Source organism: Labrenzia sp. PHM005 (genome assembly GCF_006517275.1).
In the GTDB taxonomy this organism is placed as follows: Bacteria; Pseudomonadota; Alphaproteobacteria; order Rhizobiales; family Stappiaceae; genus Roseibium.
The window spans coordinates 4,065,277-4,089,524 of the sequence record NZ_CP041191.1 but is presented as its reverse complement, the minus strand read 5'-3'; the positions used below and the strand labels follow the sequence as shown (position 1 = coordinate 4,089,524).

Here is a 24,248-nt window from a genome sequence, read left to right as displayed (position 1 = left end):
CCATTGAATCTACTTGCAGAGTTCAAAAAAGGTTCGTCAGAAACACTACGGCCGCCTAGCTGAACATTCAGCTGTCCTAGCCCTCCATTGCAACTTCAATCTGCTTTGACATGAATTCCAGCGGTCTGAAACATTTGGAGTATACGTCCGACTTCAGATGCAGCCAGGGTCGTCGTAAGGGTTCCTTGGATTTCCAGTACCATCTCCTTGAACGTGAGAATGCGTATCGGATTCCCGTTAATTGCATCTCTGAAAGGGATGTGCTCTTCCCAGACCTTTCTATCGCCCCGCACCTTAGAAACGGCTGTGACGTAGGTGAAGACGTCCGTTCCTGTGGCGTCGGAAACTGCCTTAATGAAGGCCTCAGACCATTTTGGAACGGTGAGTTCTCTGAATGCTTGCCAAGCCTTCCGGCCGCGTAGAGTTTTGTCGTTATTGATTGCGTCGATTTCGGTGTTGGGGCTGAAGCCGCTCTGCCAGCTTTTGCAACTCACCACGAAGACTTTCTCGGGACCGTCAAGCTTTGGGTGAAAGCCGATGACGTCAATGTCACTGTGGTTCGAATCCTTGTTCGAAATAAAATCGGGATGGTCACGTCGCGGTAAAAACTTCAGATTGTGCTGAACAAAATAGCCCCGGTGGATAAGGAATTCCTCGACGATTTGCTCTAGGATATCTTCTTTAGTCGCCATAATTAGTCACCTCTGACTTCCTTTCGGCAAAGGACCCATTTTACGTCGAAGGACGCGCAGTTTGGCATTGCAAACTAGATTTCGGTAACCGCCTTGATTCTCATTAACGAGATAGTCGAAGCGTAATTGAGAAACACTGAGCGGACCGGATTCAGTAAATACTCAAAATGTACTCCGTCAGCGGCTTTTGAACAGCATAGTCCACCACCGCCCGAAGCACATGAATTTGTCATATATTTTTGACATCGAAATCGGCATAAGCCTGTGAAACCCATAGGTTTTGCAAACTCGGGAGCAGAAATCGACGCCTCTTGGCAAAAGTTATCTAATTCAATGGATTGTTCTCGCTGGAGACAATTCGCAATCCTTGTGCGGACAACTGCATCTGCCAGTAATTCACGGATTGCGAGATGTGAATAACGCGGTAAGCCACCAGGCGTCACCGATTATGCGGAAACTGCGAAGCACGTATAATGCCGCCGCGGATCCTTGGCTGCTTCGCACAATATTGACATGAAGGACGGCTAACGCCGTTTGAACCCATACTTGGACTGAATGGTCAGAATTGAATTGCGGAATTATCTCACTTTTTTGGTGACTTTATCGCAAAACAAGCTTGTCGATTTGTCTGAGTATTTCTTCCACGCCGTCATCCAGAACCGACCTACCGTCGTCTCGAAAGTATATCCCAGATGATATGTCCGGAGGTGTTTTATAGATAAACTTCCGGCCGTTGCGCTCCCGAACAACGTAGTCCATCGCGATCAGTTTAGAGAGCTTGCGATTAGCCGAAGTTGCGGAAACACCGACTGTTTCGGTAATGTACTCAAGATCTGTCTCTGTGCCTGCTTCCTCACCTAGAAGGATCGCTTGCCGGATCATCATTTCTTCAACGGTAAGCCCGGGGGAGACCTCCATGAGCAAATCTGTAAGCCGAGAATGCAAGCGCACCATAAAGTGCGTGCGCATCATCAAGCCTTCATCTTGAGTGCGCCTCAACTCCAGATTTCGCTTTCTGTTTTTCAACACCGATTTATCTCTCCAATCTGGCGAGTTGGAAATAAACTCGTTGCTTCAAGTATTTGAAATCCTGACGGCAACCACCCAATAAAGACCACATAACAATACGCACTGGCAATGATCAGCTGCATCTCATGGCGGACTCCAAGTCGTCACTATGATATCCGGTCGTCGGTGAGAGCCTTTTGTGTTCAACCAACACCTCAGGTTGGCTCGGCGGTCGGATACCTTTTTGATCAAATTTCGGTCAATTCGAAAAACAAGAAATGCGCAGGCCCATGACCAATAAACTCGCTTTGGCCGCTGTTGCAGCGGCAACGCTCCTAACCGCTGGATGTCAAACCTTTGAAACCATGGATACCGGTCTCTCATCGTTGATCGGGAAACCGTACAAGCAAGCATTCAATGTCCTTGGTTTTCCGGATGCAGAAAACCGCATCGATGGTAAGCGCGTCTTCTCTTGGGGCAATCGGCAAACCGGCGCTTACACGATACCGACGTTCAGCACGAGCCAAGTATATACTGGGTACGGGTATTCGACCGTTACCACCCAAGGCTCTCAAACACAGTATTACGATTACAACTGTCGCATCGACATGATCGTGAATAGCAAAGGCATAACCGAGAACTTTAAATACAACGGCAACAGAGGTGGTTGTGAGACGTATGCCAAACGGATTGCGAAATCTGGGCTCGGCAAAAAGTAATCTCGAATACTTCTGATCGTAGTTCTCCGAAGATTGGGAACCACTGATCGTCCGAGCAACAGCATCATTTCACCGGCACTAGACATCGATCAACAATATCGATGTCAAGCTTCACCAGCGCGCTTAGCTCCTACCAGGTAACAAGCATGACCGAAAACACCGAGTTCAAGTACGGCTTCGAAGCCGGGAAAGACTTTAAAAAGCGAAGCGTAAGGGCGGCAGGTTATGCCGCCGGTGCCGCGTATAGCGTTGCGCCTTCGAAACGCACAGTGAAGAAAACTATCCTGATCGTTATCGCCCTAGCTATCGCCGCTGTCATTGGCATAGTCGGTACGGAAGTCAAAGCTGCGTATGATCGCGGTGCAGAAGAGTTTCAGAAGTCGCTTTCGACACAAAACAGTTGTCGAAAGCGGAATGCAGACTTCATGCGGCTTGCCGGGAAATGGTATAATGAAATTACAAGCCCAGTTGACATGGATATCAAGGAAAAATGCTGGGCGGTGTATTCACTGCAATTGGGGAGCCCGAAGTTCTCCGAAACTCTTTCTCACCCTTACAAGATGTCGGATTACTTTGCCGCGATGCAGGCGGAGAAACATCGAAATTACCGGATCGATAAACGGCTGGCTGCGGATCCGCCGTACACATACGAGAAATTTCGAAATGCTTGGGACGCAGAATAGGTGACGTTACGCTCCATGGAAAGGATGGCAACCATACCTATTTGTTCCAGCGCAGTGACGGTGTTGATGTCATTGGGGACAATGGCGCTTGGGACACAGACAAGTTGGTTCTTCAGGGCTATACGGCTGAAGAGGTAAAGGTCACGCGTTCCTGTTCATCAAGTGATGCCGTATTTTCATTGGCGGAGACAGCCGATCAGGTCACCATCAAATGCACGCTTGAAGGCTCTTAGCAGGACCAATTTGAACATATTGTATTCGACGATAGCACATTCTGGACTTCGACTGATGTTAGGTTGTTAGCAATGACTGAGAGTAATTCTGATGACACTACTATTGGATTTTTAAGCGATGATGTGATTAAGGTTCACGCTGGAAACAATTAACTTACTGGCGGCAACGGCAACGACACGTTTATTTTCACTGCTGGCCAAACTGGACGTGATACGATCACGGACTTTGTCGGTGGTACTTCTTCTGACGATCGGCTCAAGTCTGACACGTCACAAATTTCTGATGCTGCCGCTGTTCTGGCTGCGGCCAGCGACAAAGGCACTGACACCACCATCACGATTGATACAACCAAAAGCATTGCATTGGCGCATGTGCTTGTCGCTGGTCTTCATTAGGATGAATTCCTGTTTGTCTAGGTGTAGGTGAGAACTCCGTTGCGATAATAGACCCGGACAATTAATCTGGGCTTTTGTTTTTCTAACCAAGCCACATATGTTTCCCATGCGCCTCTTGATCTCCGTCTTCGCCATACTCTTTTCGATTTCCTCCGCTTTCGCCGAGATGTCCTGGCGAGATGCGATCTCGGCCGTTGAGGCTAAAAGCGAACGCTATTTTAACATCGCGGATAGCATTGATTCCGAATACCTCGGAACCGGATACAACGAAGTCAATGCGAACGAGCATCGTTGCTCGATCCTCGGACGAATGTTGAAAAAGAAAAAGGTATCGGCGCATCTCGACGTTCCCGCTGTCGAAGAACCTAAAACCGGGCACGATTTCAGGGTCGAGGGGCAGAGCCTCGAAAACTGGGCGACGGCAGCAAAATATCTGATCACGCTTTCAAAGCCGCAAAAGGTTCGCCTGTGGAATACGGACTGTGCTGGCAAACTTGGCATTCCAGCATCAGCACGGATCAAGGATGTTTACGCGAATGAATTCTACGACATCAGAGATGGTGTACTGCACGTTCTTGGGCCGGTCACTAAGGGCTACGCAGACCGTCTCAATAAGGCCGTCAATGAAAACCCTGGCATCAAAACTGTCGCTCTTGGCAGCGATGGCGGCAATGTATTGGAAGCATTGAAAGCGGGTATTAATATCCGGGCGAGGGGATTGGAAACAACGCTCTGGAACGGCTGTTACTCCGCTTGCCCACTTGTCTTTCTCGGTGGCGTATCCCGCGTGATGTGGTCGCCGTACGAAGATGTTGGTTTCCATAAGGTCCATACTGATTTCGAACCTGTTCCATTGGACGACAGCATCTATTCGCTCATCTTCGGCTACATCAAAGAAATGGGTGCCGACCCTGAAGCGGTGATATCGTTCATGTGGAGTGCGGAGCCGAAAGATATATTTGTTGCTAAACACGAGCAGCTTTGTGCCGCCGCTGTGACCACCTGGATCCAGAGGGTCTGTTCAGCTGACGAATACCGATAGACACTGTTTAAGGTGGACATCAAGAAGAGTATCTGGAGCAGGAAATCGATGATGTACTCGACCTTGAGGCCAATGTTGATTTGGATGGGATAGCGGATGTTCTACCCGAGGATCTGGAAAATCCGGACTTTGGTCTCGACGATTCCGATCTTCTTCCCGCAGAGGGATTACCGGAAGATGGTGCAGGTCTGGAGGACATCGGTGCTCTTCCCGATGGTGCAGAGCAGCTACCGGAGGGGGGGGATGATATCGCTCCGGAAGCCGAGATCCTGCCTGAGATCGATCCCGAGCCCATGCCTGAAATTATCGATATGCCGGAACCAGAAACCCTGCCGGAGCTTCCCGAAGTCGGGATGGAAGATGTCGGCGGTGGGTTCGACGATTTCGGAGGCGGATTTGATGATCTCGGCGGCGGTTTCGACGACTGGTAAGCCATTTGAGTTTTTCCAGAGAATCAGAACAGAGGCTCAGAGCTTTTCGGCCATCTGTGAAGGTGTCTTTCCAGTCAGCCGTTTGAAACTGTGGCTGAATGCGCTTGGGCTTGAATAGCCGAGAAGGAAAGCAATTTCGGTTGTGGTCAGGCTGGGATCCTCAAGATATTTTCGCGCGAGATCCCGTCTCAGATTGTCGCGTAATTCATGGAAAGTTGTGCCGGCTTCACGCAGGCGTCTCAGAAATGTTCTCGAACTCATTCCCATTTCAGAGGCGATCAAATCCGCACCCGCACGACCTTTTGGCAGAAGGCCGGCTATGTGGTTCTTAACGTCCGTCAAAAAGGGCGGTTCGTTGCTGTGGCGTTCTGCAAGGATTGCCTCGCAATAGCGCCGTAAAACCTTGAGAAGGCGACTGTCTCCGGTCGCGAGCGGGATGTCCAAGTCATCTTGTTTTAAGAGAAAACCCATGTAATCGCTTCCAAAGAAGATTTTGCAGCCGAAGGCGTTCCGGTGTGGGGGAGGAGATGCCTTCCTGAAATGTCGGAAATGGACTTCTAAGGGCGTTAATTGGCGTGCTGCAAAAAGGCGATAAGTCTGAAGCAAAAGGATCATGCCAGCTTCATTTGCCTGCTTTGAAACATAGTCCGCTGGATTGTCCAATGCCGCATGAATCATCATGCCTTTATGAATAGGCTCTAACCGAATGGCATAATTGTCCGTCAAGACCGATACATACCTGGCAAAGTTGGTCATCGCCTCAAGAAGTGTTGATGAGTTCAGGCCGAGATAGGCCAGCAATCCCAGATCTCTTGGATCGCTGGTCATACCCAGTCTCAAGCCAAAAAAATCATCTTTGGTTGCTCGAGCTGCCAACTCAAAGAGATGATCACTTTTTCGCAACGAGACACGACCGGTGTCGTCTTTGATCTGTTGTAGCGGAATTCCGGCCTCGGCAAGAAGTGGTGTTGCATCAAGGCCCCGGCGTTGAAGTTCCTGCGCTACCAGTCGCACCCAGACAGCATCGATTTTTGGTTCCCAGTGCACACCGGTCCTCCAAGTCCGACAGTAATTAGACACTGGTTTCGAACTGAGACGCAAGAATGAAATCACCCGTAATGCCAGTGACTTCATATCCCTACATGCGATCTATAAAGTTGGTGACTTACGGAAATCCAACTTTACGTCGCAAAATCATTAAAAAAACGGGACCTGGGCGGTCCCGCGCAGGAGAGTTTGGAGGTAACAGATCTCTTGCCTGTCTTCGCCGCCTTTGGTGGGATAAGTGCGACAGGAATTATGTGGGCAATTCGGCACCATTTGGATGATGATCTTATGCCAAGATTTTGTGATTTGCTGCCAAACACTGTTTTGACCCCATGAGCTCTACCGGGTCAGTAAACGTTCTCTTGAAAGCAAAGGCTGGTCACGGCCTTTATCGAGGTCGAACCAAATCAACTGGCTGTACGCACGGGTAAAAAGTGGCATCCGGTCGCAATCATTTGGCATCCAAAAGCAGGACTAAACAGATATGGACACGTATGCCGAATGAGAGTTCGGCTATGTCTGAAGCCTTCAATGAAATGCAGGAACGAAAAAACCTAGAGGTGGTGCCATGATCCGGATGCTAACCACACTGTTCCTCAGTGTCCTTCTGATTGTGTTCATATCAATATCGGTTCGTGCTGAGACACAGTGCGTCATGAAAATTGGTTTTGAAGATGAAGTGCCTTTCCATTTTCAGAACAGTGATGGCGCCGTTGTCGGCAGGGACGCTGAACACCTTCGACAACTCCTGGAATCCGTGAATTGCAGGGCTAACTTCGTCCTGATGCCATGGAGCCGAACGTTGATTGGACTTAAGACTGGCCAAATCGACATGGCGATGGGGGCCAGCTTCGTTTCAAAGCGCACAGAGTACCTTTGGTATAGCCGCCCGTACAAAACGTTGGATCATTATCTGTTTGTGTCGAAACACGATAACCGGGCCAAAACGGCAGACGAATTCGTAGAAGCTGGTCTTCGCCTTGGAATCGTTATTGGTTGGCACTACACCGCTAAATTCCGTGACATGATCGAAGCGTTGCCCAGAGAGCAGTTGGAAACGGTTGAAACCCAGGACCAGTTAATTCAAATGTTGGAACGAGGGCGTATTGACGGGTTTTTGTCAAATGGCTTTTCTTTTGCGAGTTCAGAAAAACTCACTTTCACACTGCAAGACGTTCGCTCAATTGAGATCGATAGAACTCCGCTTCATTATGTTATGTCCAAGAACAATTGGTCAGAAGACACTATGCTGCCGATTAGACAGAAACAAAAATTCCTTGATCTCTATGAGTAACCATGTGGCGCACGCAGCGGATGCGGCGCTTTTTTCCGAACACCCAAATCTAGCACGGACGCTGATATGATTACACCGGAGTGTGGTCAAAGGTAGGCAATCGCGGCCGCGTGTTCCAAAGGCCAATACAGCGCAAGCGTCCGGAGCATATAGATTTGAACAAGTTCCGTTTACCTCAGAAATTCAAAACCGAAGGTCATAAGGAGATCTGCTGGTTCATGACCAGATCGTTCGAGCTCCAGCGTCGCGAGTCGCGCCAGACAGCGTCGATTTTCGGTTCCCACAGCAGATCCGTTCGCTCTTGTTTAGCAGCAAAACTAGACACTGGTGAGGATCGGGCTTGAAAGGGTGAATGTGACAGGGACTGAGACGCGGCGTAGCGTAGCGTTCAATTCACGAAGACCTTCTTCTGCGGATTTGGAGGTTGGCGCCACTCGATCTCACAGGGGCGCCGAGAATGAATAAAAAACGCGAGACCTGAACGGTCCCGCGCATTGTAGTCTGGAGCTGACGGGTCTATTGCCTGTCTTCGTTGCCGTCGATGGGGTAAGTGCAACAAAACTGAGATAAGTTGTTTTTTGGAGTTAGAATTGCGGTTTGCTGCCAACTTGTTTCGATTTGCCGCCAAGTGTCGCTTAACAACAGGTCAGTTCACCGGACAGTAGACTTTTCCCCGATAGACAAAAGGCTTGGCACCATTCTCGCACCAGTATTCGCGCCCGTTGAACAAGAGGATCGCACCGACGGCATAGGGAGCAACTGAGGGCTTCGATCGTTTCTTGTTCTTCTTCCGCCCCCGTTTTTTGACAAGTTGAAGTTCAGTTGTAGTGCGACTGTATTCTGCAATTTCGAATGCAGGTTGGTAATTCGTAAGCCCCAAAACCAAACAGAAAATAGAGATCATCGTTTTGACCTCCGCCAACCAGCGGACCGGGCTTCCCGTTCGCTACAAAACCAACGTTCACCCTTAAATGTATCTATGCGTGTTCGTGAGTAATACTTCTGTCCCGGAAGGTGATAAATTCGTCCATTCCGACTGATGTTTCCCTTTATGTTGCACCGTTGTTGTTGTTTCGCTGTTGTTTGCGAGGTTTTAGCGCGAAACTCCCATGCCGGTACGTTGTTGTTCTGCCAGATACCTCGCTTAGCGCTTCTCGCATTTTGTTCCAAATGAACATAGTCAGATGCATACTTTCGAAAGGACCACGCCATACCGGCATTGACCATTTTTGCGTTTAGGTAGACACCATCGACCCAGCACATACCAAGCGTCCGCCCATACGAGTCTTGACCGATCCTTTCACATGTCAGATGTCCGCCACGCACAATTTTTTTCAGATATCGGGTGGCGTCGGCCCCGCAGTTCCACATCTGGCCGCGCACTTCCTTACACGTCTGATGCGCTTCTAGGGCGTCGATTCCGTAAAGCCGCACCGCTTCTCCATTTACCAGAAGGGTGTCGCCATCAATGACTTCTACTGCGGCGTAAGCGTGTGATACGGGAAGCAGCAAGAATGCTGTGAGCGCTTGAAGCGTTCGATTCATTGTTTCCTCACTGTGGTAAGTTGGAGTGGCAGACCGCTATGAGCGGCTGTAAGTTCTGCGACCGAGCCTATTCGCGGCCCCGGGCTGTTCCAGATGCGCATAGCGGCCGCCGGAAAAGACGCGGCAATCGAGTGCGACGCCTGCCTTCACAGCTTCAGCGGCGATATCCTTGCCATTTAGGTAACAAATCGCGACCGTACGACCGTAGTTATCGAGCTCAATGGGGTGGCACAGAATTGTCTGACCCCGGACCAGACCAAACATGAAACTTTTGGCCTTGAGCCCGCCATACTGGTCCAATTCTGGTGCATCCAGGCCGTTTAGTCTGATTTTCAAAACTTCACGTTTCCGCCTGACATGAATGGTGTCTCCATCAACAATCCACACCACGCGGCCGTAAAAGGCCTTGGTGCAAATGGATTCGGTGTATCGAGTGGCGGAGCGCGATGGCGAGCGCGGCGGAGGTACTGTCGTTGACCTCACAACTGGTTCACCCGAAAAGTTTGGACTGTGCGTCTTTTGCGGCACCGGTTTGGGGTGCACGCGTGCCAGATGGGCTCGGTTGCCAGCCGACCGCTTTCCGCGGATCGCAGCCACGGCAAGTCCGAAAACAAAGATGATGCAAGCAACCACAATGGCTCCGGCTTCACTCATTTCCAACCTCCGATCACGAATTGGTTCACGCCGGAACAACCGGCGCATCGACTGACGATTTAGAGTGAGGTGTTGTTCCGTGAGCCAGGCTCACAGAAACACTCAGCTTTCAGCGTCGATAGCCTTGAGATAGTCGGAGTTGAGGTGAGTGTTTTGTTCGCTCATGCCAGTCACGTGTTCTTTGCTGACAAACACTTGTAGCAATTCGAACGTAGAGATGATCCGGTTGGACTTGCGGCTTGATGCTCTGTGATGTTTCCGACAGAATTGGCGGCGTTTCCCAAATGAATGGCAGCAGAAATCAATCTCACGCGGCGACTTCGATCTAATTAAAACCGTAAGAGAAAATATCAGCCAGAATACAGCTGGAAGACTTTCTTCAAAGGTTGATCATGTGCCGCCTGGTGATCCTGACAATCATCTTTATCGCAAACCCGCTTCTCTGGTTGATCGTGTGGATGTGCTGGAAGGTGGAACCCGCGCAACCAGCTGGTAGATCCCGATGCACGCTCTGCGAAGAAAAGACGTCCATAAACACGATGGCAGCAACTGTACTGACTGTATCCCTGCTTCTCTTGGTAGCGTTTGTGCTTGTAGCACCTGCCTGATTTTCCAGTGGATTGATGTCTACCGAAACAGACGAATGAAACACCAAATGAGCAAGTTGCTATACACGCTGGTTGCTTGGATTGTTTTTACCTGCATCGATGCTGCCTTCACGCAGCATTTGGTGTCGTTTCCGACGACAGGGAAGTCACGCCCCAGGCGAAACGCAGTGAATTAGGCGGGCGGATGGTGCCCGGTTCTGCCAAATCCCGACGGCCATATCTTGTTTGCGAACATCGAAGGCTTTGCGGACAAGCCAGTCCCCCTTGCAATGCATGAAGTCAAGACGCTCCCATGAGGACAAGAAACGATCCTGAACCGCTCCGATTTAGTTGCGGCGAGGAATTTCCGGCTTGACCGGAGTGCCGGGATGGGTGGTTGGTCAAACGGTCCGGCCGTTACGGAGAAATTCTCGGATGCGTGAATTTCCCGAAATGCGAGGGCAAGGGGAAAGTCAAACCGGCGAAACCGGCTTAGGCGATGCAGAGCGACAAAACCTGTAAGCCTAATTCAAAAGGCAGGAGTAGCCACTAGCGTTTTCCACGCCGACCACGTTTCTTATCCGGGTCTTCAAACCATGGTGCGGGTTCCTTCGCTGCAACGAAACTCAAGAGCTCAATTGGTTTGGGTCCCAGATGAGCTGTCACAACCGGATATTTTTCCAGAAGTTTGCTCACCAAAGGCAGGCCCGCTGGATTGGTATATCTCCTCCCTGTCTCGGTTTCTTTTTGCCGCCCGTGAATATCTTCGATGAGCTCCGGGGAAACACCGTTTTGTTTCAGCGTATCCGCGTGACCGTGACGAAGGGAGTGAATGGCCCTGTTCCAGTAAGGGCCACCCTTTGCGGCATTGTCTACGAATAGCGGCATGAAATTCTTGTAGAAACGGTCCCCGGGATCTGTACTTTGCCCCTTGTATGGATTGATCAGTTCCGGGAAGAGGGCATCGTAACCGAGAGACCGGATCTCCTCGACATAGTCCAGAAAATTCAATCGCAGCAACTCAGGTGGAAGCGGCAGGGTTCTTTCTGACTGCTTTTTCTTCAGGCGGCGAATGTTGTTTTTCCTGATTTCAATCGCCCAGCCGTCCGGTAGTTTTTCAATGTCATTGACCGACAGACCCGCTGCTTCTGCCCTGCGCATCCCCGTGTAGACCAACATCAAGGGGATGAAATAAAGGGAATTATGGATCGTTCTCGGTCCCGCCGTCATCTGATCTGTTTCGGATTCTACGCCCGTGAAAATCGGCATCTGAAACATTCTCTCGGTCTTGTCCGGACCGGGTTTGGGCGTTGGTTCCGATTGTTCTTTGGCCTCCCTTTTTGTAGGCATCAATCCTTTGGTTTCAAATTGAATGATTTTGTGCCCACGGCCTGCGAGGACATCGCGGAACGATGTCAGGTTTGAAAAGTGCTTCCGGACAGTTCCGGCCGCAAGACCAACCTTGGCGGGTTCGTTATCATCGGCCTCATCGATCATCTTAAGTCCGAGTTCTTCCAGTTCGGGAGCGGTGAGTGCGCTCATACGAGGACTTTGCCCGTAGTATCTCGGTAATAGGCCAAGGAAATCCCGAAATGCGGCAAGGTGTGCCTGACGGATTTGCCCGGTGTGCTGGACATGGAATTTATCAAGAACCTCCGAGAACATCTTGACGGCGTTTCGTGCATCGCGTGCCGTTTCCTTTGTCCAATTGGTTCCCTTGTTTCGCTTCCAGATCTCGAAGATTTCCATGAATTGAGAAACCGGAAGCAGGACCGGCCTGTCTCCGGCAGCGAGTTCATCATCCTGAACCGGGTCGGACAAGGTTTCCTGTTGCGGGGCTTCTGTGCCAGTACCAGTCGTCTGGTTTAGTGGCTCGTCATCGCCTCCAAGGGATGCTTCTGTCCCGGCGTCTTCTTCGGGCGTTGCAACGACTTTAAGAGGGAGGTCCTCGACCGTCGCATTGGGAAGCGGGCTATCGTTTGCGCTTTCACGGAAATCGATTAGGTAGAGGGATCGTGTATTGAGGAGAACGTCTGCCTTGGCCCGGAATGTCTCTGAACGGGCGCGCTCCAGATTTAGTCGGCTTTTGGTTACATCAGCGTTTTCCATCTCCTGCTTGAGAGTGTTTTCGAACATGGCGGAGCGGGCGAATTGTCTTTCTTGCTCAAACGTCTCGGCGATGACAGGTATAAATTCGTCCGGAACACCGTTCTCGCCGAGGAATTGGCGCCCGGGGCAATTGTCTTGGAATGAAAGGTCCATTGCCGTGCCGAAGCGTTCGAGCATACGGAAGGCCCAGCCAGAGGCCAGATCGGCTTCAAGGTGCCTGGGGTCGTCGAGACTTCCCGTTGCTTTTGCGGCCGTGACGATGTCGTCCATCAGGTCGTTCATGCGATCGATTTCCGCCTTGAACAACTTCTTAAGACCGTCTTGCCGTGTCATTTTCAAATCCCGTCGAAATCGCAATTCAGCGAGCATGGTGTTGAGGCGGCGCGCCATGAACCTTGCGCGCTCGTGATCGGATTGCCTCAAGCTGAATGACAGCTTCCGGTTAAGGTCAGATTGAAAAAGTACCGATGGTATGCGCGGGCGCCAGTACCAGATGTTGCCGCGGCGCTGGAGATTTTGAACATTGTGTCGTCGAGCCATAACCCGTCATCCCGTTTCCGAAATGGCGCATTTGGGCACCAGTTCCGGGGACCAGTTTTGGGCACCAGTTGGTCGATTCGACTGAGAGTACAGATTTTTACGCCTGTTTTCTCGTTATATATCAATGACTTGTAAATTAGTTGGCTGGGGAACCTGGATTCGAACCAGGACTAACAGAGTCAGAGTCTGCGGGTCTACCGTTAACCTATTCCCCAATCCTACTTGCTGCGTAACAGCGCAGAAGGGCCGCCGGTTCATGCCGGTGGCGATTGGTGAAGCGCATATACATCCAACCCTCTTTCAAAAGCAAGAGCCATCCGTGACTTTTTTATGGGTTATGACCCGGTATGGTTTCACCTGCCGCACACACCCTGCTGGCTGTTTAAGAAATTGCCGCCAAGGGTTCTTTTCGAGCGCCGGTCAACCTGTTACAGTTTTCCCAACTAAAAGACTTGCTTCGGCTTGCCGGACCGCCGCATCGCGGACGGGATGCCGGGGCATCGAAAGGCAAATACGTGACTCATTCAGGTCAGGAACCGCCCGAGGCTGGGCGACGTGCCCCTGATGTGTCCGGGAACAGTTCTGCTCCGAAGGAGCGCAAGGGACGAAACAGGCGGCGCCGGAAAAACCGGACAGCGCCTGGTGCTGGCGGCCAGCAGACGGGAAAGTTGTCTGCAACTGTCAAGTCACCGGAAAGTGGTTCTGACACCACGCGTCCTGCAACTGCCACTGGACACTCTCAATCCGCCGCAGATCCGTTGGCGGACGGCACTCCTCGTGTGGTTGAAAATGCTGCGGCGCACCGCAAGAAAAAGCGGCGTGGGCGCCGCCGCTCCGGTCAAGGAACTGGCGCAGCTCAGCGGGCAGGTGAGCCTAAACAGGCGGTCGACAATGCTGCCAGACCGGACTGCGCACCTTCAGCAAAAGGAAAAAAGGCAGCGAACCGCCGAGGCCGAAAGCGCTGGCAGGCCGGCAAATCCGGTGGGCAAAATGGTCAGCGTCCTGGTGAAAAAAATGCTGCAGCTGCTGAAAACAAACGGCCGCACACCGGCGGTACACAATCCGCCGCAACTCCGAAGGCAATAGATCCGCCGATCCAGCTCGATCGGGCTGATCAACCTAGTCAAACGGTCCGCCGAGCACGTCCGCAAAACGGGGACCGGCCGCGCAATGGGCTGCGCCGGCGGGCACTTCCGAGCACTGGAAACAGCCCTCTTTACGCAGCGCTGGATCTTGGCACAAACAATTGCCGCCTTTTGATCGCCCGGCCGGAAGAACGGGGCTTCCGGGTGATTGATGCCTATTCCAGGATCGTCCGCCTTGGTGAAGGGGTCGGCGCTCACCGCAATCTTGGCGAAGCGGCCATGGACCGGGCCATTGACGCGCTGGCACAATGCCACAAGAAACTGGCTGACCGCGGCGTAGAACGCTCACGGCTGATTGCGACAGAAGCCTGTCGGGCAGCCGAAAATGGCGAGGACTTCATCTCTCGGGTTCAGGCGGAGACCGGCCTTGCGCTGGAGGTCGTCAACCGGGAAACCGAAGCGCGTCTCGCCGTCGCCGGATGTGCCTCCTTGGTCGATCATGATGCTGACGGTGTCATCTTATTCGACATCGGTGGGGGATCCTCGGAGATCGTCTGGCTGGATCTGCGCAACCGCTGCGGGGCGCGGGGCTACGCGTTGACCCGGTTCATCCGCTCCTGGATTTCTTTGCCAGTAGGAGTGGTCAATCTTGCAGAGCGCCATGGCGGTGTGCATGTGACCCCTGACATCTTTGAAAAGATGGTCGATGACGCCGCGGATCATTTGGCGGAGTTTAATCTGGCCGATGATTTGTCCGAGGCCATTGCCAATGGCAAGGTCCATATGCTGGGCACCTCCGGCACCGTGACGACGCTTGCTGGAGTGCATCTGGGTCTTCGGCGGTATGACCGGCGCCGGGTGGACGGCACCTGGCTGGAAGACGCCCAAGTCGGCGGCATGATTGATCAGTTGCGCGATATGCCGTATGAGGCCCGCGTCAACAACCCCTGCATTGGTGAAGACCGGGCCGATCTTGTTTTGGCTGGTTGCGCGATCCTTGAGGCGATCCGGCGGCGCTGGACGTGTCCACGCCTGCGTGTTGCCGACCGCGGATTGCGGGAAGGCATCCTCACCGAACTGATGGCCGCCGATGGCGTATGGTCCCGCAAGAAAAACGGATCGCGCTATTACCGGAGCCGGCCAAGGAATAGGCAATGAGTGGATCGAAAAAAAGAGGCTCCGGCGACCGTGGCCTCCACGTCAAAGTCAAGACGTCCGCTGGCCGGCGCGAGTCGTCCACGCGCTGGTTATCCCGTCAGCTGAACGATCCTTATGTGCGCCGGGCAAAAATTGATGGCTACCGGTCGCGGGCGGCTTACAAGCTGATCGAAATGGATGACAAGCATAAGCTGCTCAAACCCGGTTACCGGGTGGTCGATTTGGGCTGCGCACCGGGAGGCTGGTGCCAAGTGGCCGTTGAACGTGTGCAATCAAGCGTCGAATCGCCGAAGGTTGTCGGCATTGATTACCTCGACATGGATCATGTGCGCGGCTCCGTCTTCCTGAAGAAAGATTTTCTGGATGACGATGCACCGGCACTCCTGATGGAAGCCCTCGGCGGGCACAAGCCGGATGTCGTGCTGTCAGATATGGCCGCCCCGACAACCGGTCACAAACAGACAGATCACTTGCGCACAACGCATCTTTTTGAGATCGCGATTGATTTTGCCCGCCGCAACTTGGTGCCGGGCGGATCGTTCCTGGCCAAAGTGTTCCGCGGTGGCACGGAAAACGCCATGCTTCAGGACCTGAAACGCGAGTTCAAATCCGTTGCGCATTTGAAACCGCCGGCAAGCCGCAAGGAAAGCCCGGAACTATATGTGATCGCCAAAGGGTTTCGCGGCAGCGATCTGGAAAGCGATTGATAGCCCGGTGCAGCTAAACTCCGGAAAATGATCGAAAGAGCTTGTGCGGTTGATGCAGGCTCTTTTCATTCTGTCACCTGCGTGTTATTCACCCGCGCCAACTTCTCCGGCACAGCCGAAGCGACTCGACAAGATGCAGGCTCCCTCAACAGCGTGCGTCTCAATTGTTATTTTAAAGGGGAATTGGCAATGGCATCCTTTTTTGTCCCATCGACCGGGCAGCAAGCCCTGACCTTTGATGATGTGCTGCTGATCCCTGGCCACTCGGAAGTGATGCCGGGTGAGGTGGATCTTAGAACCAAAGTCACCAAAGACCTAGAACTCAACATCCCGATCCTATCCTCAGCGATGGACACGGTCACCGAAGGCCGGCTGGCGATCGCCATGGCGCAGGCTGGCGGCATCGGTGTGGTGCACCGGAACTTGTCCCTGGACCGCCAGGCGGAAGAAGTCCGCATGGTCAAGAAATTCGAATCCGGCATGGTCGTCAATCCTTTGGTCATCGGCCCGGATGCCAGCCTCCAGGATGCGCTAGACCTGATGAAACGCTTCGGCATTTCTGGTGTTCCGGTGGTTGAAAACGGCGGATCAGGCGGACAGGTCACTGGCAAGCTGGTTGGCATCCTGACCAACCGGGATGTGCGCTTTGCCTCCAACCCGGACCAGAAGATTCGCGAGTTGATGACCAGTTCCAACCTGGTGACGGTCAATGACAACGTCAAACAGGATGAAGCCAAGCGGTTGTTGCACCAAAACCGGATCGAAAAGCTTCTTGTGGTTGATGACAACGGCAATTGCACCGGCCTCATCACCGTTAAGGATATGGAAAAGGCGCAGCTTAATCCGAATGCCTCTAAAGATGCTCAAGGCCGGTTGCGGGTCGCAGCTGCGACCAGCGTTGGTGACGAAGGCTTTGCCCGTGCTGAGCGCCTGATCGATGCCGGTGTGGACATGGTGGTGGTCGATACCGCCCATGGCCATTCCCAGAAAGTTCTGGATCAGGTCAACCGGGTTAAAAAACTCTCCAACTCAGTCCAGGTACTGGCGGGCAATGTGGCCACACCTGAAGCCACAAAGGCGTTGATCGACGTGGGTGCAGATGCCGTGAAAGTCGGGATCGGGCCAGGCTCCATTTGTACGACACGGATCGTCGCCGGTGTTGGTGTGCCGCAGCTGACCGCCATCATTGAATCGGTTAACGAAGCCAATAAACAAGGCATTCCGGTGGTCGCAGATGGCGGCATCAAGTATTCCGGCGACTTGGCCAAAGCGATTGCAGCAGGCGCAGCCTCTGTGATGGTCGGTTCGCTGCTTGCGGGCACCGAAGAAAGCCCGGGTGAAGTTTACCTGCATCAGGGCCGGTCCTATAAATCCTACCGCGGTATGGGCTCAGTTGGCGCGATGGCCCGCGGTTCTGCGGACCGTTATTTCCAGGCTGAGGTGACTGACAGTCTGAAACTGGTTCCGGAAGGCATCGAAGGCCAGGTTCCATATAAAGGCCCGCTTGGTAGTGTGTTGCATCAGCTGGCCGGTGGTCTGCGGGCTGCGATGGGCTATGTCGGTGGCAAGACCGTTCAGGATTTCCAGGAAAAAGCACGCTTTGTGCAGATTTCTGGTGCTGGATTGCGCGAAAGCCATGCCCACGATGTGACGATCACCCGGGAAAGCCCGAACTATCCGTCCAACGTATAAATCAATTTTGTTTAGTGTGGAGCCGGTATAAACCGGCTCTATCCAAAGGGTGTGCCATGAAAGACGGCGGACGCCTCGCGGCGGCGATTGAAGTATTAGAAGAAGTCGAACGCCGTCACCGGCCGGTTCAGGTCGCCCTGAAAGAATGGGGCGCGGCGCACCGCTTTGCCGGGTCCGGTGACCGGACCGTCATCGGTAATCTTGTGTTTGATGCACTGCGCAACCGCGCGTCACTTGCAGCCATCATGCAGGACGATTCGCCCCGGGCGCTGGCACTGGCAACCTATGTTCTAACGTGGGACAAGGGTCTTGAGGCGCTGACCACGGTTATGACCGATGATCGGCATGCTCCAGAACCTTTGAGCGAAGATGAAACCGCGCGGCTGTCGGACGGAACATCTGAAGACATGCAGCCTTGGCAGGCTGCAGATGTACCGGAATGGCTGTGGCCGAAGTTTGAAGATGTGTTCGGTGAAAAGGCAGTTGAGGAAGGCCGGGCCTTGTCTGAGCGTGCGCCGGTCGACATGCGGGTCAACACACTGAAGTCTGAACGCGGTAAGCTTTTGAAAAAGCTTGCACATGCAGGTGCTGAAGCCACCAAACTGTCGCCACTTGGAATGCGGATTGAAGCCAAACCGGGTCTTGGGCGGATGCCGCATGTTCAAGCCGAAGAAGGTTACCGCAAAGGCTGGTTCGACCTTCAAGACGAAGCCAGTCAATTGGCCGCTCTTCTGGCCAAGGCCGAACCCGGTTTCCAGGTGCTGGATTATTGCGCTGGCGGCGGCGGTAAGACCTTGGCATTGGCAGCTGCCATGGAAAACAAAGGCCAGCTGTACGCCTATGACGCAGACCGGTTGCGGCTTGCGCCGATCCATGAGCGTTTGCAGAGGGCAGGGGTCAGGAACATCCAAGTGCGCGATCCGGCGAGCTCCAATCTTGAGGATCTGGAAGGCCAGATGGATCTTGTGTTCATCGATGCACCTTGCACCGGTACTGGCGTTTGGCGCCGGCGGCCAGATTCCAAATGGAAGTTGACCGAAAAAGCGTTAAATGATCGCATTAAAGACCAGCAACATGTTCTTGCAAACGCAAAAGAATATGTGAAAGTAGGCGGACGTCTAATCTACGCGACATGTTCAGTGTTGCCAGAAGAAAACAGTGGCCAGGTTGATCGATTCCTGACGGATAATCCCGAGTTTAAATCTGTATCTGCCCAGGATGTATGGCGGAACCAGCTCGAAGGAAAAGCCGAACCGGCATATGTGACCGGACGAGGCGATCTCACATTGACACCGGCATCAACTGGCACCGATGGTTTCTTTGTCGCGATATTGGAACGTGTTTCTTAAACAAAATCCGAACCGGGGCTAGGACACATCCCGGCGGGTCAAGCCGAGCACATTGGGCAAGGGATCGTCTCTTCCGGAACCAAAGGCCGGTTTAGCCTCTGCAGCTGCCGCTGGCTTTGGTGCACTATCCGGCACGGATTTTAGCGTTCCCAGGTTGTCCGTGGATAACATCTTTGAAGAAGCTGCTCCTCTTGAGGGTCGGACAGCATCGTTCAATCCGATTCCGACCGGCGCTGCCTCCTGCTGAGATTCAAATCCGCTAGTAACATCCTGAGCCGCTTCGGTCTCAACGGGCGCAGACAGCTCTTCAGCGAGCTTGCGGACTTTCTGGTCGAGTTCGGTCGTGCCGGTGAGAACTGACCGGGCCTCATTCGGATATTTCAATGCAGCCAATGCGGAACCAAGGGCGTTCAGCGGCGCCCGGTTTGTAGGGTCTGCATCGTGGGCTTGAAGTGCGTAGGCCAGCGCCTTCGGATAATCGCCGAGTTTGCGGGTCAAGACACTCAGCCGTGTCAATTGGCCGGGATTATCAGGGGCGAGGCGCAAGGCTTCCTGTCCGGCTTCAAGCGCATCCTGATAATCGCCACGGGCCTCAAGAGCCTGGCTCAACATATCGAAAGCTGCCGCTTCATCCGGAGACTGTTCAGCCGCACGAACCGTAAACGCGATGACATCGTCGTAACGTTTGGTTTTGAGTAGGGCTTGGGATAGGCCGAGCAGAGCCGGAACGTGGTTCGGCGCTGTCTTGAGCACCTTGCGGTAATTCGCGACGGCTTGAGTGCCTTTACCGGTTTTCTCTTGAATGTCGGCAAAGAGCGAGAGCGCAACGGGGCTGTCGGGCATATGCTCCAGCAGCTGCTTTGCGACCGGTTCTGCGGAAGTTGCGCGGCCGCGTTTCAACAGCACACTCGCCAAGCCGTAAAGAGCGTTTTTGTGATCGGGGACTTGATCCAGCACTTCCCGGAAATTGCCTTCGGCCAAATCCAGATCGTTCAGCAGCAACTGGCAATTGGCCAGGCTGGACCGGGCATTGAGGTGCGTGGGTTCGGCAAAGATAATGCGGCGCAGACGGGACTGGGCCTCTTCGAGTTGCCCAGTGCGCAGAAGGACTGACGCGGCGCGATAGGAGATTTCCGTATCATGCGGCAGCATTTCACTGGCCCGGAGATAGGCTGCGAGCGCTTTTTGAAGATCGCCTGACGTTTCCAGGGCGATGGCTTGATCAAAAATTTCGCGGGCTGCTGCGGTCATGATGGGTGTTGCGGTCCTAACGGGCGTTTTGGATAGCCTGAGCGGTGAGCGAATAGGCTTTCGTTAACCTACGGCAGTGGCAAAGGCGCGCGCAAACGCCAAATCCAACCGTACACAGCTTCTCCAGCTGGTTTTTCTTCATGGGTTCTGCGCATCCGGCTTTTTCTGCTGCCCTACCCAAAAAAACAAGAATCTTGTGCGGGAGCTGTCTACGGCAAAAAACCGGGTTCAATTTCGATAAAAAGGCAGGTAGAAGCTCGCCATGACACATCATCATGACCGCCTCCTTATCATCGACTTCGGTTCGCAAGTGACGCAGCTGATCGCGCGGCGCCTGCGTGAGTTGAATGTCTACTGTGAAATCCACCCGTATCAGAACGTTTCCGACGCATTCTTGGCGGAGTTCAAGCCGAAGGCCGTGATCTTCTCCGGTGGTCCAGATTCCGTGACCCGGGAAGGATCCCCGCGCCCGCCGGAAACGGTTTACAGTCTCGGAGTGCCGATCCTAGGTATTTGTTACGGCCAGCAAGTGATGATGCAGCAGCTGGGCGGCCGGGTTGAAGGCGGCAAGATTTCCGGTGGCGGCGGCACGGCAGAATTCGGCCGGGCCTTCGTGACACCGGCTGAGGCGGATCTGTCTATCCTGAAAGGATGGTTCCAAGACGGAAAAGAACAGGTCTGGATGAGCCACGGCGATCACGTCGCAGAATTGGCGCCCGGATTTGAAGTCTATGGCACCTCGCCAAATGCGCCCTATGCCATCACGGCCGACGCCAGCCGGAACTTTTATGCGGTTCAGTTCCACCCGGAAGTGCACCACACGCCGAACGGCAAGACGCTTTATGGGAACTTCATCAAGCTCGCAGGGTTCTCCGGCGATTGGACCATGGGCGCCTATAAGGACGACGCGATCGAAAAGATCCGCGCGCAGGTTGGCGACAAGAAGGTCATCTGTGGCCTGTCCGGCGGCGTCGACAGCTCAGTTGCGGCCGTTTTGATCCATGAAGCGATCGGCGATCAGCTAACTTGCGTGTTCGTTGACCACGGTTTGCTCCGTCAGAACGAAGCAGACGAAGTCGTCTCCATGTTCCGGGACAACTACAACATCCCGTTGATCCATGCTGATGAGAGCGATCTGTTCCTGGGCGAGTTGGACGGCCAGTCGGACCCGGAAACCAAGCGTAAGATCATTGGCAAGCTGTTCATCGACGTGTTCCAAAAGCACGCCAACGAGATCGAAGGCGCAGAGTTCCTCGCCCAAGGCACGCTTTATCCAGATGTGATCGAGAGTGTCAGCTTCTCTGGTGGCCCGTCTGTGACGATCAAGTCCCACCACAATGTTGGCGGCCTGCCGGAAAAAATGGGTCTCAAGCTCGTCGAGCCGCTGCGTGAGCTCTTCAAAGATGAGGTGAGGGCGCTTGGCCGCGAACTTGGCCTACCGGACAGCTTCATCGGCCGCCACCCGTTCCCGGGACCGGGCCTTGCCATCCGTTGCCCGGGCGAAATCACCCGCGACAAGCTGGAGATCCTGCGCAAGGCAGATGCGGTCTATATCGACCAGATCCGCAAGCATGGCCTTTATGACGAGATCTGGCAGGCGTTTGTTGCGATCTTGCCTGTCCGCACGGTCGGTGTGATGGGCGATGGCCGGACCTACGACTATGCCTGTGCGCTCCGTGCCGTGACCTCCGTCGACGGCATGACCGCGGACTACTATCCGTTCACGCACGAGTTCCTTGGCGAAACCGCGACCCGGATCATCAACGAGGTCGAAGGCATCAACCGGGTGACCTACGACATCACCTCAAAGCCTCCGGGAACAATTGAGTGGGAATAGGACTTTTGAACCGCGATATGGGATCATGTCGCGGTTTTTGTTTTTTGAAGGACTCCGTCAAACCATGAGCGGCAGCTCGTTCGATCCAGTCGATACGATCAATCTGGAACCCGATTGTTCCAATTGTGCCGCACTTTGCTGCGCCGTGTTTGCGTTTGATAAATCGGAATCCTTTGGCATCGACAAGGCGGCGGGCGAGGTTTGTCCCAACCTCAGTGCGGACAACGGCTGTTCCATTTTTTCCAATCGGGCTGAACGCGGGTTTCAAGGCTGCGTCACCTACACCTGTTACGGAGCCGGACAGCGTATTTCACAGGAAGTTTTTGGCGGGCTGAGTTGGCGGGGAAACCCAGCCTTGATGCACCGGATGGGCGCGGCCTTGTCCGTTCTCAGACGCATTCATGAACAGATAGTCTTGCTGCGGGCTGCCCGGTCGTTACCTTTGACCTCTGACCAGCTCGCCGAACTTGAAACCTTAGAATTGAAACTGACTCCCGAACGGGCTTGGACGGAGACGTCGCTGGCGGAATTTCCCATTGAAACAGTGTCTTTGGAAGTCAGTACCTGGCTTCGGCAATTACGCGGTCTTATATCTTAAAAAACTATTTGGCGCAGCGGATACAAAAGGCTGCCGCAGGGTCAACTCCCAAACGTTTTTCCGAAATTTCTTCACCGCAGTCGACGCAATAGCCATAATCACCGTCATCGAGCCGTTTGAGCGCGGCATCAATCCTCTGAATATCCGCCCGCCGCTGGCGTTCTGACGCTTGCGCCATGGCTTGTCCCTGGAGCGCATCCATGCGCGACAAGCGGCCGACCGACTGCTGATCAAGCATCACCGTTGCCCGGGCCTCTTCAGCGATCTCACTGATAGCTACGAGGTCGGCACGAAGTCCACGTAGCGTCTCACGGACGGCCTCTTCGTTCATGTCACCCTCCATGGTTTTCAAGAAGAGTGCGCGAACCCGAACTCAAATTGCAAGTCGTGACTGTTTCAAATGACAGTCAGTGCATCGCCAGGCTCGGGCGGCCTGCTAACAGAGTTGTGACTTTGCATCTTCTGGTAGCCTCGTAAGGTTGGCTTCCTCGAGTGTTTTATGGATTTGAAAGATGCGTTTTCTGAGTGCCCTTATTGCATTGACACTGATTGGAACGATGGCTGCCCTAAGCAACGCCAGAGCAGGTGACGTCAAGATCGTCAAAGCGGAAGCCAGCCAGGCGGCTGACAAAACATGGCGGTTCGATGTGACCCTCCTTCATGCCGATACTGGCTGGGATCACTACGCCGACCTTTGGGAAGTCTATGCGCCCGACGGCACTTTGCTCGGCAAGCGCGTTTTGGCGCATCCGCACGTCAATGAACAGCCGTTTACCCGCTCCTTGTCGGGTGTCGAAGTGCCAGACGGAACACATGAGGTCATCATCAAGGCTCGCGACAGTGTCCACGGTGTGTCGCCGCAGGAGTTTGAGCTGAAATTGCCCCGTTAGTTCTCTACGCCAAAAACGCCAGGATCCCATCTGCAACGAATTGCACTGACAGCGCCGCCAAGAGGACGCCGAGCAGCCGGGTGATGACCAGCTGGGCCGTGTCTCCGAAGACGCGCTCAATTCGGTCGGCGAGCAAAAAAGCGCCCAAGCAGCTCAATAGGATCACTACGATGACACCACCAAGGCCGGCATAGGTGAGGGTGTCTGGTGCCTGACTGGACAAGAGGATAATGGCCGAAATAGTGGCAGGGCCAGAAATCAGTGGGATTGCCAGTGGGAAGATCGCCAGTTCGTTGATGGTCGCATGATTGGATTCTGCAGACTCTATCGCCTTTTCCGCCGTTTCGCTTTTTCGCTCCTGGCGTTTGCCGAATATCATTTCGATCGCGATCAGGAAGAGAAGGATGCCGCCAGCAACACGGAAGGCGGAGACAGAAATGCCCAGAACATTCAGCACTGTTTGGCCGGCAAAATAAAAGATGCCAAGAATACCTAAGGCGGTGACGGTGGCACGGATTGCGACATGGCGCCGGTCACTAGGGCTCATTCCCGCGGTAATTGCTAGGAACATCGGCGCTAATCCAACCGGGTCGATGGTCACAAACAGCGTTGCAAATGCATTGATGTAGAAGTCGATCATCCCGGGTCTCCGGCTGTCTGCGAAGGTCTTTCTTCGAGCGTTTTATAAGCCATTTGGCGCA

22 protein-coding genes, 1 tRNA gene and 2 pseudogenes are annotated in these 24,248 nt (G+C 53.5%); 14 read left to right on the top strand and 11 right to left on the bottom strand.

What is annotated here, in order from left to right; genetic code table 11:
• Positions 1-95 precede the first annotated feature (95 nt).
• Both FJ695_RS18510 and FJ695_RS18505 read right to left on the bottom strand, forming a co-directional pair.
• Positions 96-692, bottom strand: a complete 597-nt coding sequence (locus tag FJ695_RS18510) for a hypothetical protein (RefSeq protein ID WP_141186818.1) — start codon at positions 690-692, stop codon at positions 96-98.
• Between the two features lie 600 nt (positions 693-1,292).
• Positions 1,293-1,721, bottom strand: a complete 429-nt coding sequence (locus tag FJ695_RS18505) for a hypothetical protein (protein ID WP_141186817.1) — start codon at positions 1,719-1,721, stop codon at positions 1,293-1,295.
• A gap of 269 nt (positions 1,722-1,990) precedes the next feature.
• Between FJ695_RS18505 and FJ695_RS18500 the strand changes: the two genes are divergently transcribed.
• From FJ695_RS18500 to FJ695_RS18480, 5 genes are all read left to right on the top strand, one after another.
• Positions 1,991-2,419, top strand: coding sequence for a hypothetical protein (locus tag FJ695_RS18500; RefSeq protein ID WP_141186816.1), 429 nt, complete (start codon positions 1,991-1,993; stop codon positions 2,417-2,419).
• A 146-nt stretch (positions 2,420-2,565) separates the two neighbouring features.
• Positions 2,566-3,102 (top strand): hypothetical protein, encoded by a 537-nt coding sequence (locus FJ695_RS18495; protein ID WP_141186815.1) that lies wholly within the window; start codon positions 2,566-2,568, stop codon positions 3,100-3,102.
• Entirely contained in the window at positions 3,087-3,335 is a 249-nt protein-coding gene (locus tag FJ695_RS18490; protein ID WP_141186814.1) for a hypothetical protein, read from the top strand. The genes FJ695_RS18495 and FJ695_RS18490 overlap by 16 nt, the downstream gene beginning before the upstream one ends.
• A gap of 502 nt (positions 3,336-3,837) precedes the next feature.
• The gene (locus FJ695_RS18485; RefSeq protein WP_141186813.1) at positions 3,838-4,773 is read left to right on the top strand and encodes a hypothetical protein; all 936 of its coding nucleotides are present in this window, start codon (positions 3,838-3,840) and stop codon (positions 4,771-4,773) included.
• Positions 4,774-4,853: 80 nt separating this feature from the next.
• Entirely contained in the window at positions 4,854-5,204 is a 351-nt protein-coding gene (locus FJ695_RS18480; RefSeq protein WP_141186812.1) for a hypothetical protein, read from the top strand.
• 36 nt (positions 5,205-5,240) lie between these two features.
• Here the strand turns inward: FJ695_RS18480 and FJ695_RS18475 are convergent, their stop codons facing one another.
• Entirely contained in the window at positions 5,241-6,251 is a 1,011-nt protein-coding gene (locus tag FJ695_RS18475; protein WP_168206418.1) for an AraC family transcriptional regulator, read from the bottom strand.
• A 655-nt stretch (positions 6,252-6,906) separates the two neighbouring features.
• Between FJ695_RS18475 and FJ695_RS18470 the strand changes: the two genes are divergently transcribed.
• Positions 6,907-7,545: an ABC transporter substrate-binding protein gene (locus FJ695_RS18470; protein ID WP_168206417.1), complete on the top strand. Its 639-nt coding sequence runs from the start codon at positions 6,907-6,909 to the stop codon at positions 7,543-7,545.
• A gap of 900 nt (positions 7,546-8,445) precedes the next feature.
• Here the strand turns inward: FJ695_RS18470 and FJ695_RS18465 are convergent.
• The gene (locus tag FJ695_RS18465) at positions 8,446-9,090 is read right to left on the bottom strand and encodes a thermonuclease family protein (protein WP_141186809.1); all 645 of its coding nucleotides are present in this window, start codon (positions 9,088-9,090) and stop codon (positions 8,446-8,448) included.
• 36 nt (positions 9,091-9,126) lie between these two features.
• On the bottom strand, positions 9,127-9,744 hold the full coding sequence (locus FJ695_RS18460; RefSeq protein WP_168206416.1) for a thermonuclease family protein: 618 nt from the start codon (positions 9,742-9,744) through the stop codon (positions 9,127-9,129).
• A gap of 975 nt (positions 9,745-10,719) precedes the next feature.
• Between FJ695_RS18460 and FJ695_RS28500 the strand changes: the two are divergent.
• Positions 10,720-10,827, top strand: a pseudogene (locus tag FJ695_RS28500) (topoisomerase DNA-binding C4 zinc finger domain-containing protein); the annotation flags it as partial.
• A gap of 53 nt (positions 10,828-10,880) precedes the next feature.
• Here the strand turns inward: FJ695_RS28500 and FJ695_RS28055 are convergent.
• The 3 genes and pseudogenes from FJ695_RS28055 to FJ695_RS18445 all read right to left on the bottom strand — a co-directional run bounded on the left by FJ695_RS28055 (position 10,881) and on the right by FJ695_RS18445 (position 13,195).
• Positions 10,881-12,773 (bottom strand): tyrosine-type recombinase/integrase, encoded by a 1,893-nt coding sequence (locus FJ695_RS28055; protein WP_168206415.1) that lies wholly within the window; start codon positions 12,771-12,773, stop codon positions 10,881-10,883.
• A gap of 42 nt (positions 12,774-12,815) precedes the next feature.
• Positions 12,816-12,980 (bottom strand): annotated as a pseudogene (locus FJ695_RS28495) (DUF6538 domain-containing protein); the annotation flags it as partial.
• 141 nt (positions 12,981-13,121) lie between these two features.
• A tRNA-Gln gene (locus FJ695_RS18445) sits at positions 13,122-13,195 on the bottom strand.
• A 453-nt stretch (positions 13,196-13,648) separates the two neighbouring features.
• Between FJ695_RS18445 and FJ695_RS28050 the strand changes: the two genes are divergently transcribed.
• The 4 genes from FJ695_RS28050 to FJ695_RS18425 all read left to right on the top strand — a co-directional run bounded on the left by FJ695_RS28050 (position 13,649) and on the right by FJ695_RS18425 (position 18,971).
• Positions 13,649-15,223 carry an exopolyphosphatase gene (locus FJ695_RS28050; RefSeq protein WP_371708791.1) on the top strand — a complete coding sequence of 525 codons (1,575 nt, stop codon included), beginning with the start codon at positions 13,649-13,651 and terminating at the stop codon, positions 15,221-15,223.
• Entirely contained in the window at positions 15,220-15,930 is a 711-nt protein-coding gene (locus FJ695_RS18435) for an RlmE family RNA methyltransferase (RefSeq protein WP_141186807.1), read from the top strand. The genes FJ695_RS28050 and FJ695_RS18435 overlap by 4 nt, the downstream gene beginning before the upstream one ends.
• Before the next feature lie 189 nt (positions 15,931-16,119).
• Positions 16,120-17,622 carry an IMP dehydrogenase gene (gene guaB / locus FJ695_RS18430; protein WP_141186806.1) on the top strand — a complete coding sequence of 501 codons (1,503 nt, stop codon included), beginning with the start codon at positions 16,120-16,122 and terminating at the stop codon, positions 17,620-17,622.
• Positions 17,623-17,678: 56 nt separating this feature from the next.
• A complete protein-coding gene (locus tag FJ695_RS18425; protein WP_141186805.1) occupies positions 17,679-18,971 on the top strand; it encodes an RsmB/NOP family class I SAM-dependent RNA methyltransferase in 1,293 nt (430 codons plus the stop codon).
• Positions 18,972-18,989: 18 nt separating this feature from the next.
• Here FJ695_RS18425 and FJ695_RS18420 read toward each other — a convergent pair whose 3' ends face one another.
• Positions 18,990-20,222 carry a lipopolysaccharide assembly protein LapB gene (locus tag FJ695_RS18420; protein WP_141186804.1) on the bottom strand — a complete coding sequence of 411 codons (1,233 nt, stop codon included), beginning with the start codon at positions 20,220-20,222 and terminating at the stop codon, positions 18,990-18,992.
• 262 nt (positions 20,223-20,484) lie between these two features.
• Here FJ695_RS18420 and guaA point away from each other — a divergent pair, with 262 nt between their 5' ends.
• The gene (gene guaA, locus FJ695_RS18415) at positions 20,485-22,059 is read left to right on the top strand and encodes a glutamine-hydrolyzing GMP synthase (protein ID WP_141186803.1); all 1,575 of its coding nucleotides are present in this window, start codon (positions 20,485-20,487) and stop codon (positions 22,057-22,059) included.
• Positions 22,060-22,123: 64 nt separating this feature from the next.
• Positions 22,124-22,657: a hypothetical protein gene (locus tag FJ695_RS18410; RefSeq protein ID WP_141186802.1), complete on the top strand. Its 534-nt coding sequence runs from the start codon at positions 22,124-22,126 to the stop codon at positions 22,655-22,657.
• 4 nt (positions 22,658-22,661) lie between these two features.
• Here FJ695_RS18410 and FJ695_RS18405 read toward each other — a convergent pair whose 3' ends face one another.
• The gene (locus FJ695_RS18405; protein ID WP_141186801.1) at positions 22,662-22,988 is read right to left on the bottom strand and encodes a TraR/DksA family transcriptional regulator; all 327 of its coding nucleotides are present in this window, start codon (positions 22,986-22,988) and stop codon (positions 22,662-22,664) included.
• Between the two features lie 181 nt (positions 22,989-23,169).
• Here FJ695_RS18405 and FJ695_RS18400 point away from each other — a divergent pair, with 181 nt between their 5' ends.
• Positions 23,170-23,547: a hypothetical protein gene (locus FJ695_RS18400; RefSeq protein ID WP_141186800.1), complete on the top strand. Its 378-nt coding sequence runs from the start codon at positions 23,170-23,172 to the stop codon at positions 23,545-23,547.
• Between the two features lie 4 nt (positions 23,548-23,551).
• Here FJ695_RS18400 and FJ695_RS18395 read toward each other — a convergent pair whose 3' ends face one another.
• Positions 23,552-24,187, bottom strand: coding sequence for a MarC family protein (locus FJ695_RS18395; protein ID WP_141186799.1), 636 nt, complete (start codon positions 24,185-24,187; stop codon positions 23,552-23,554).
• Between the last annotated feature and the right edge of the window lie 61 nt (positions 24,188-24,248).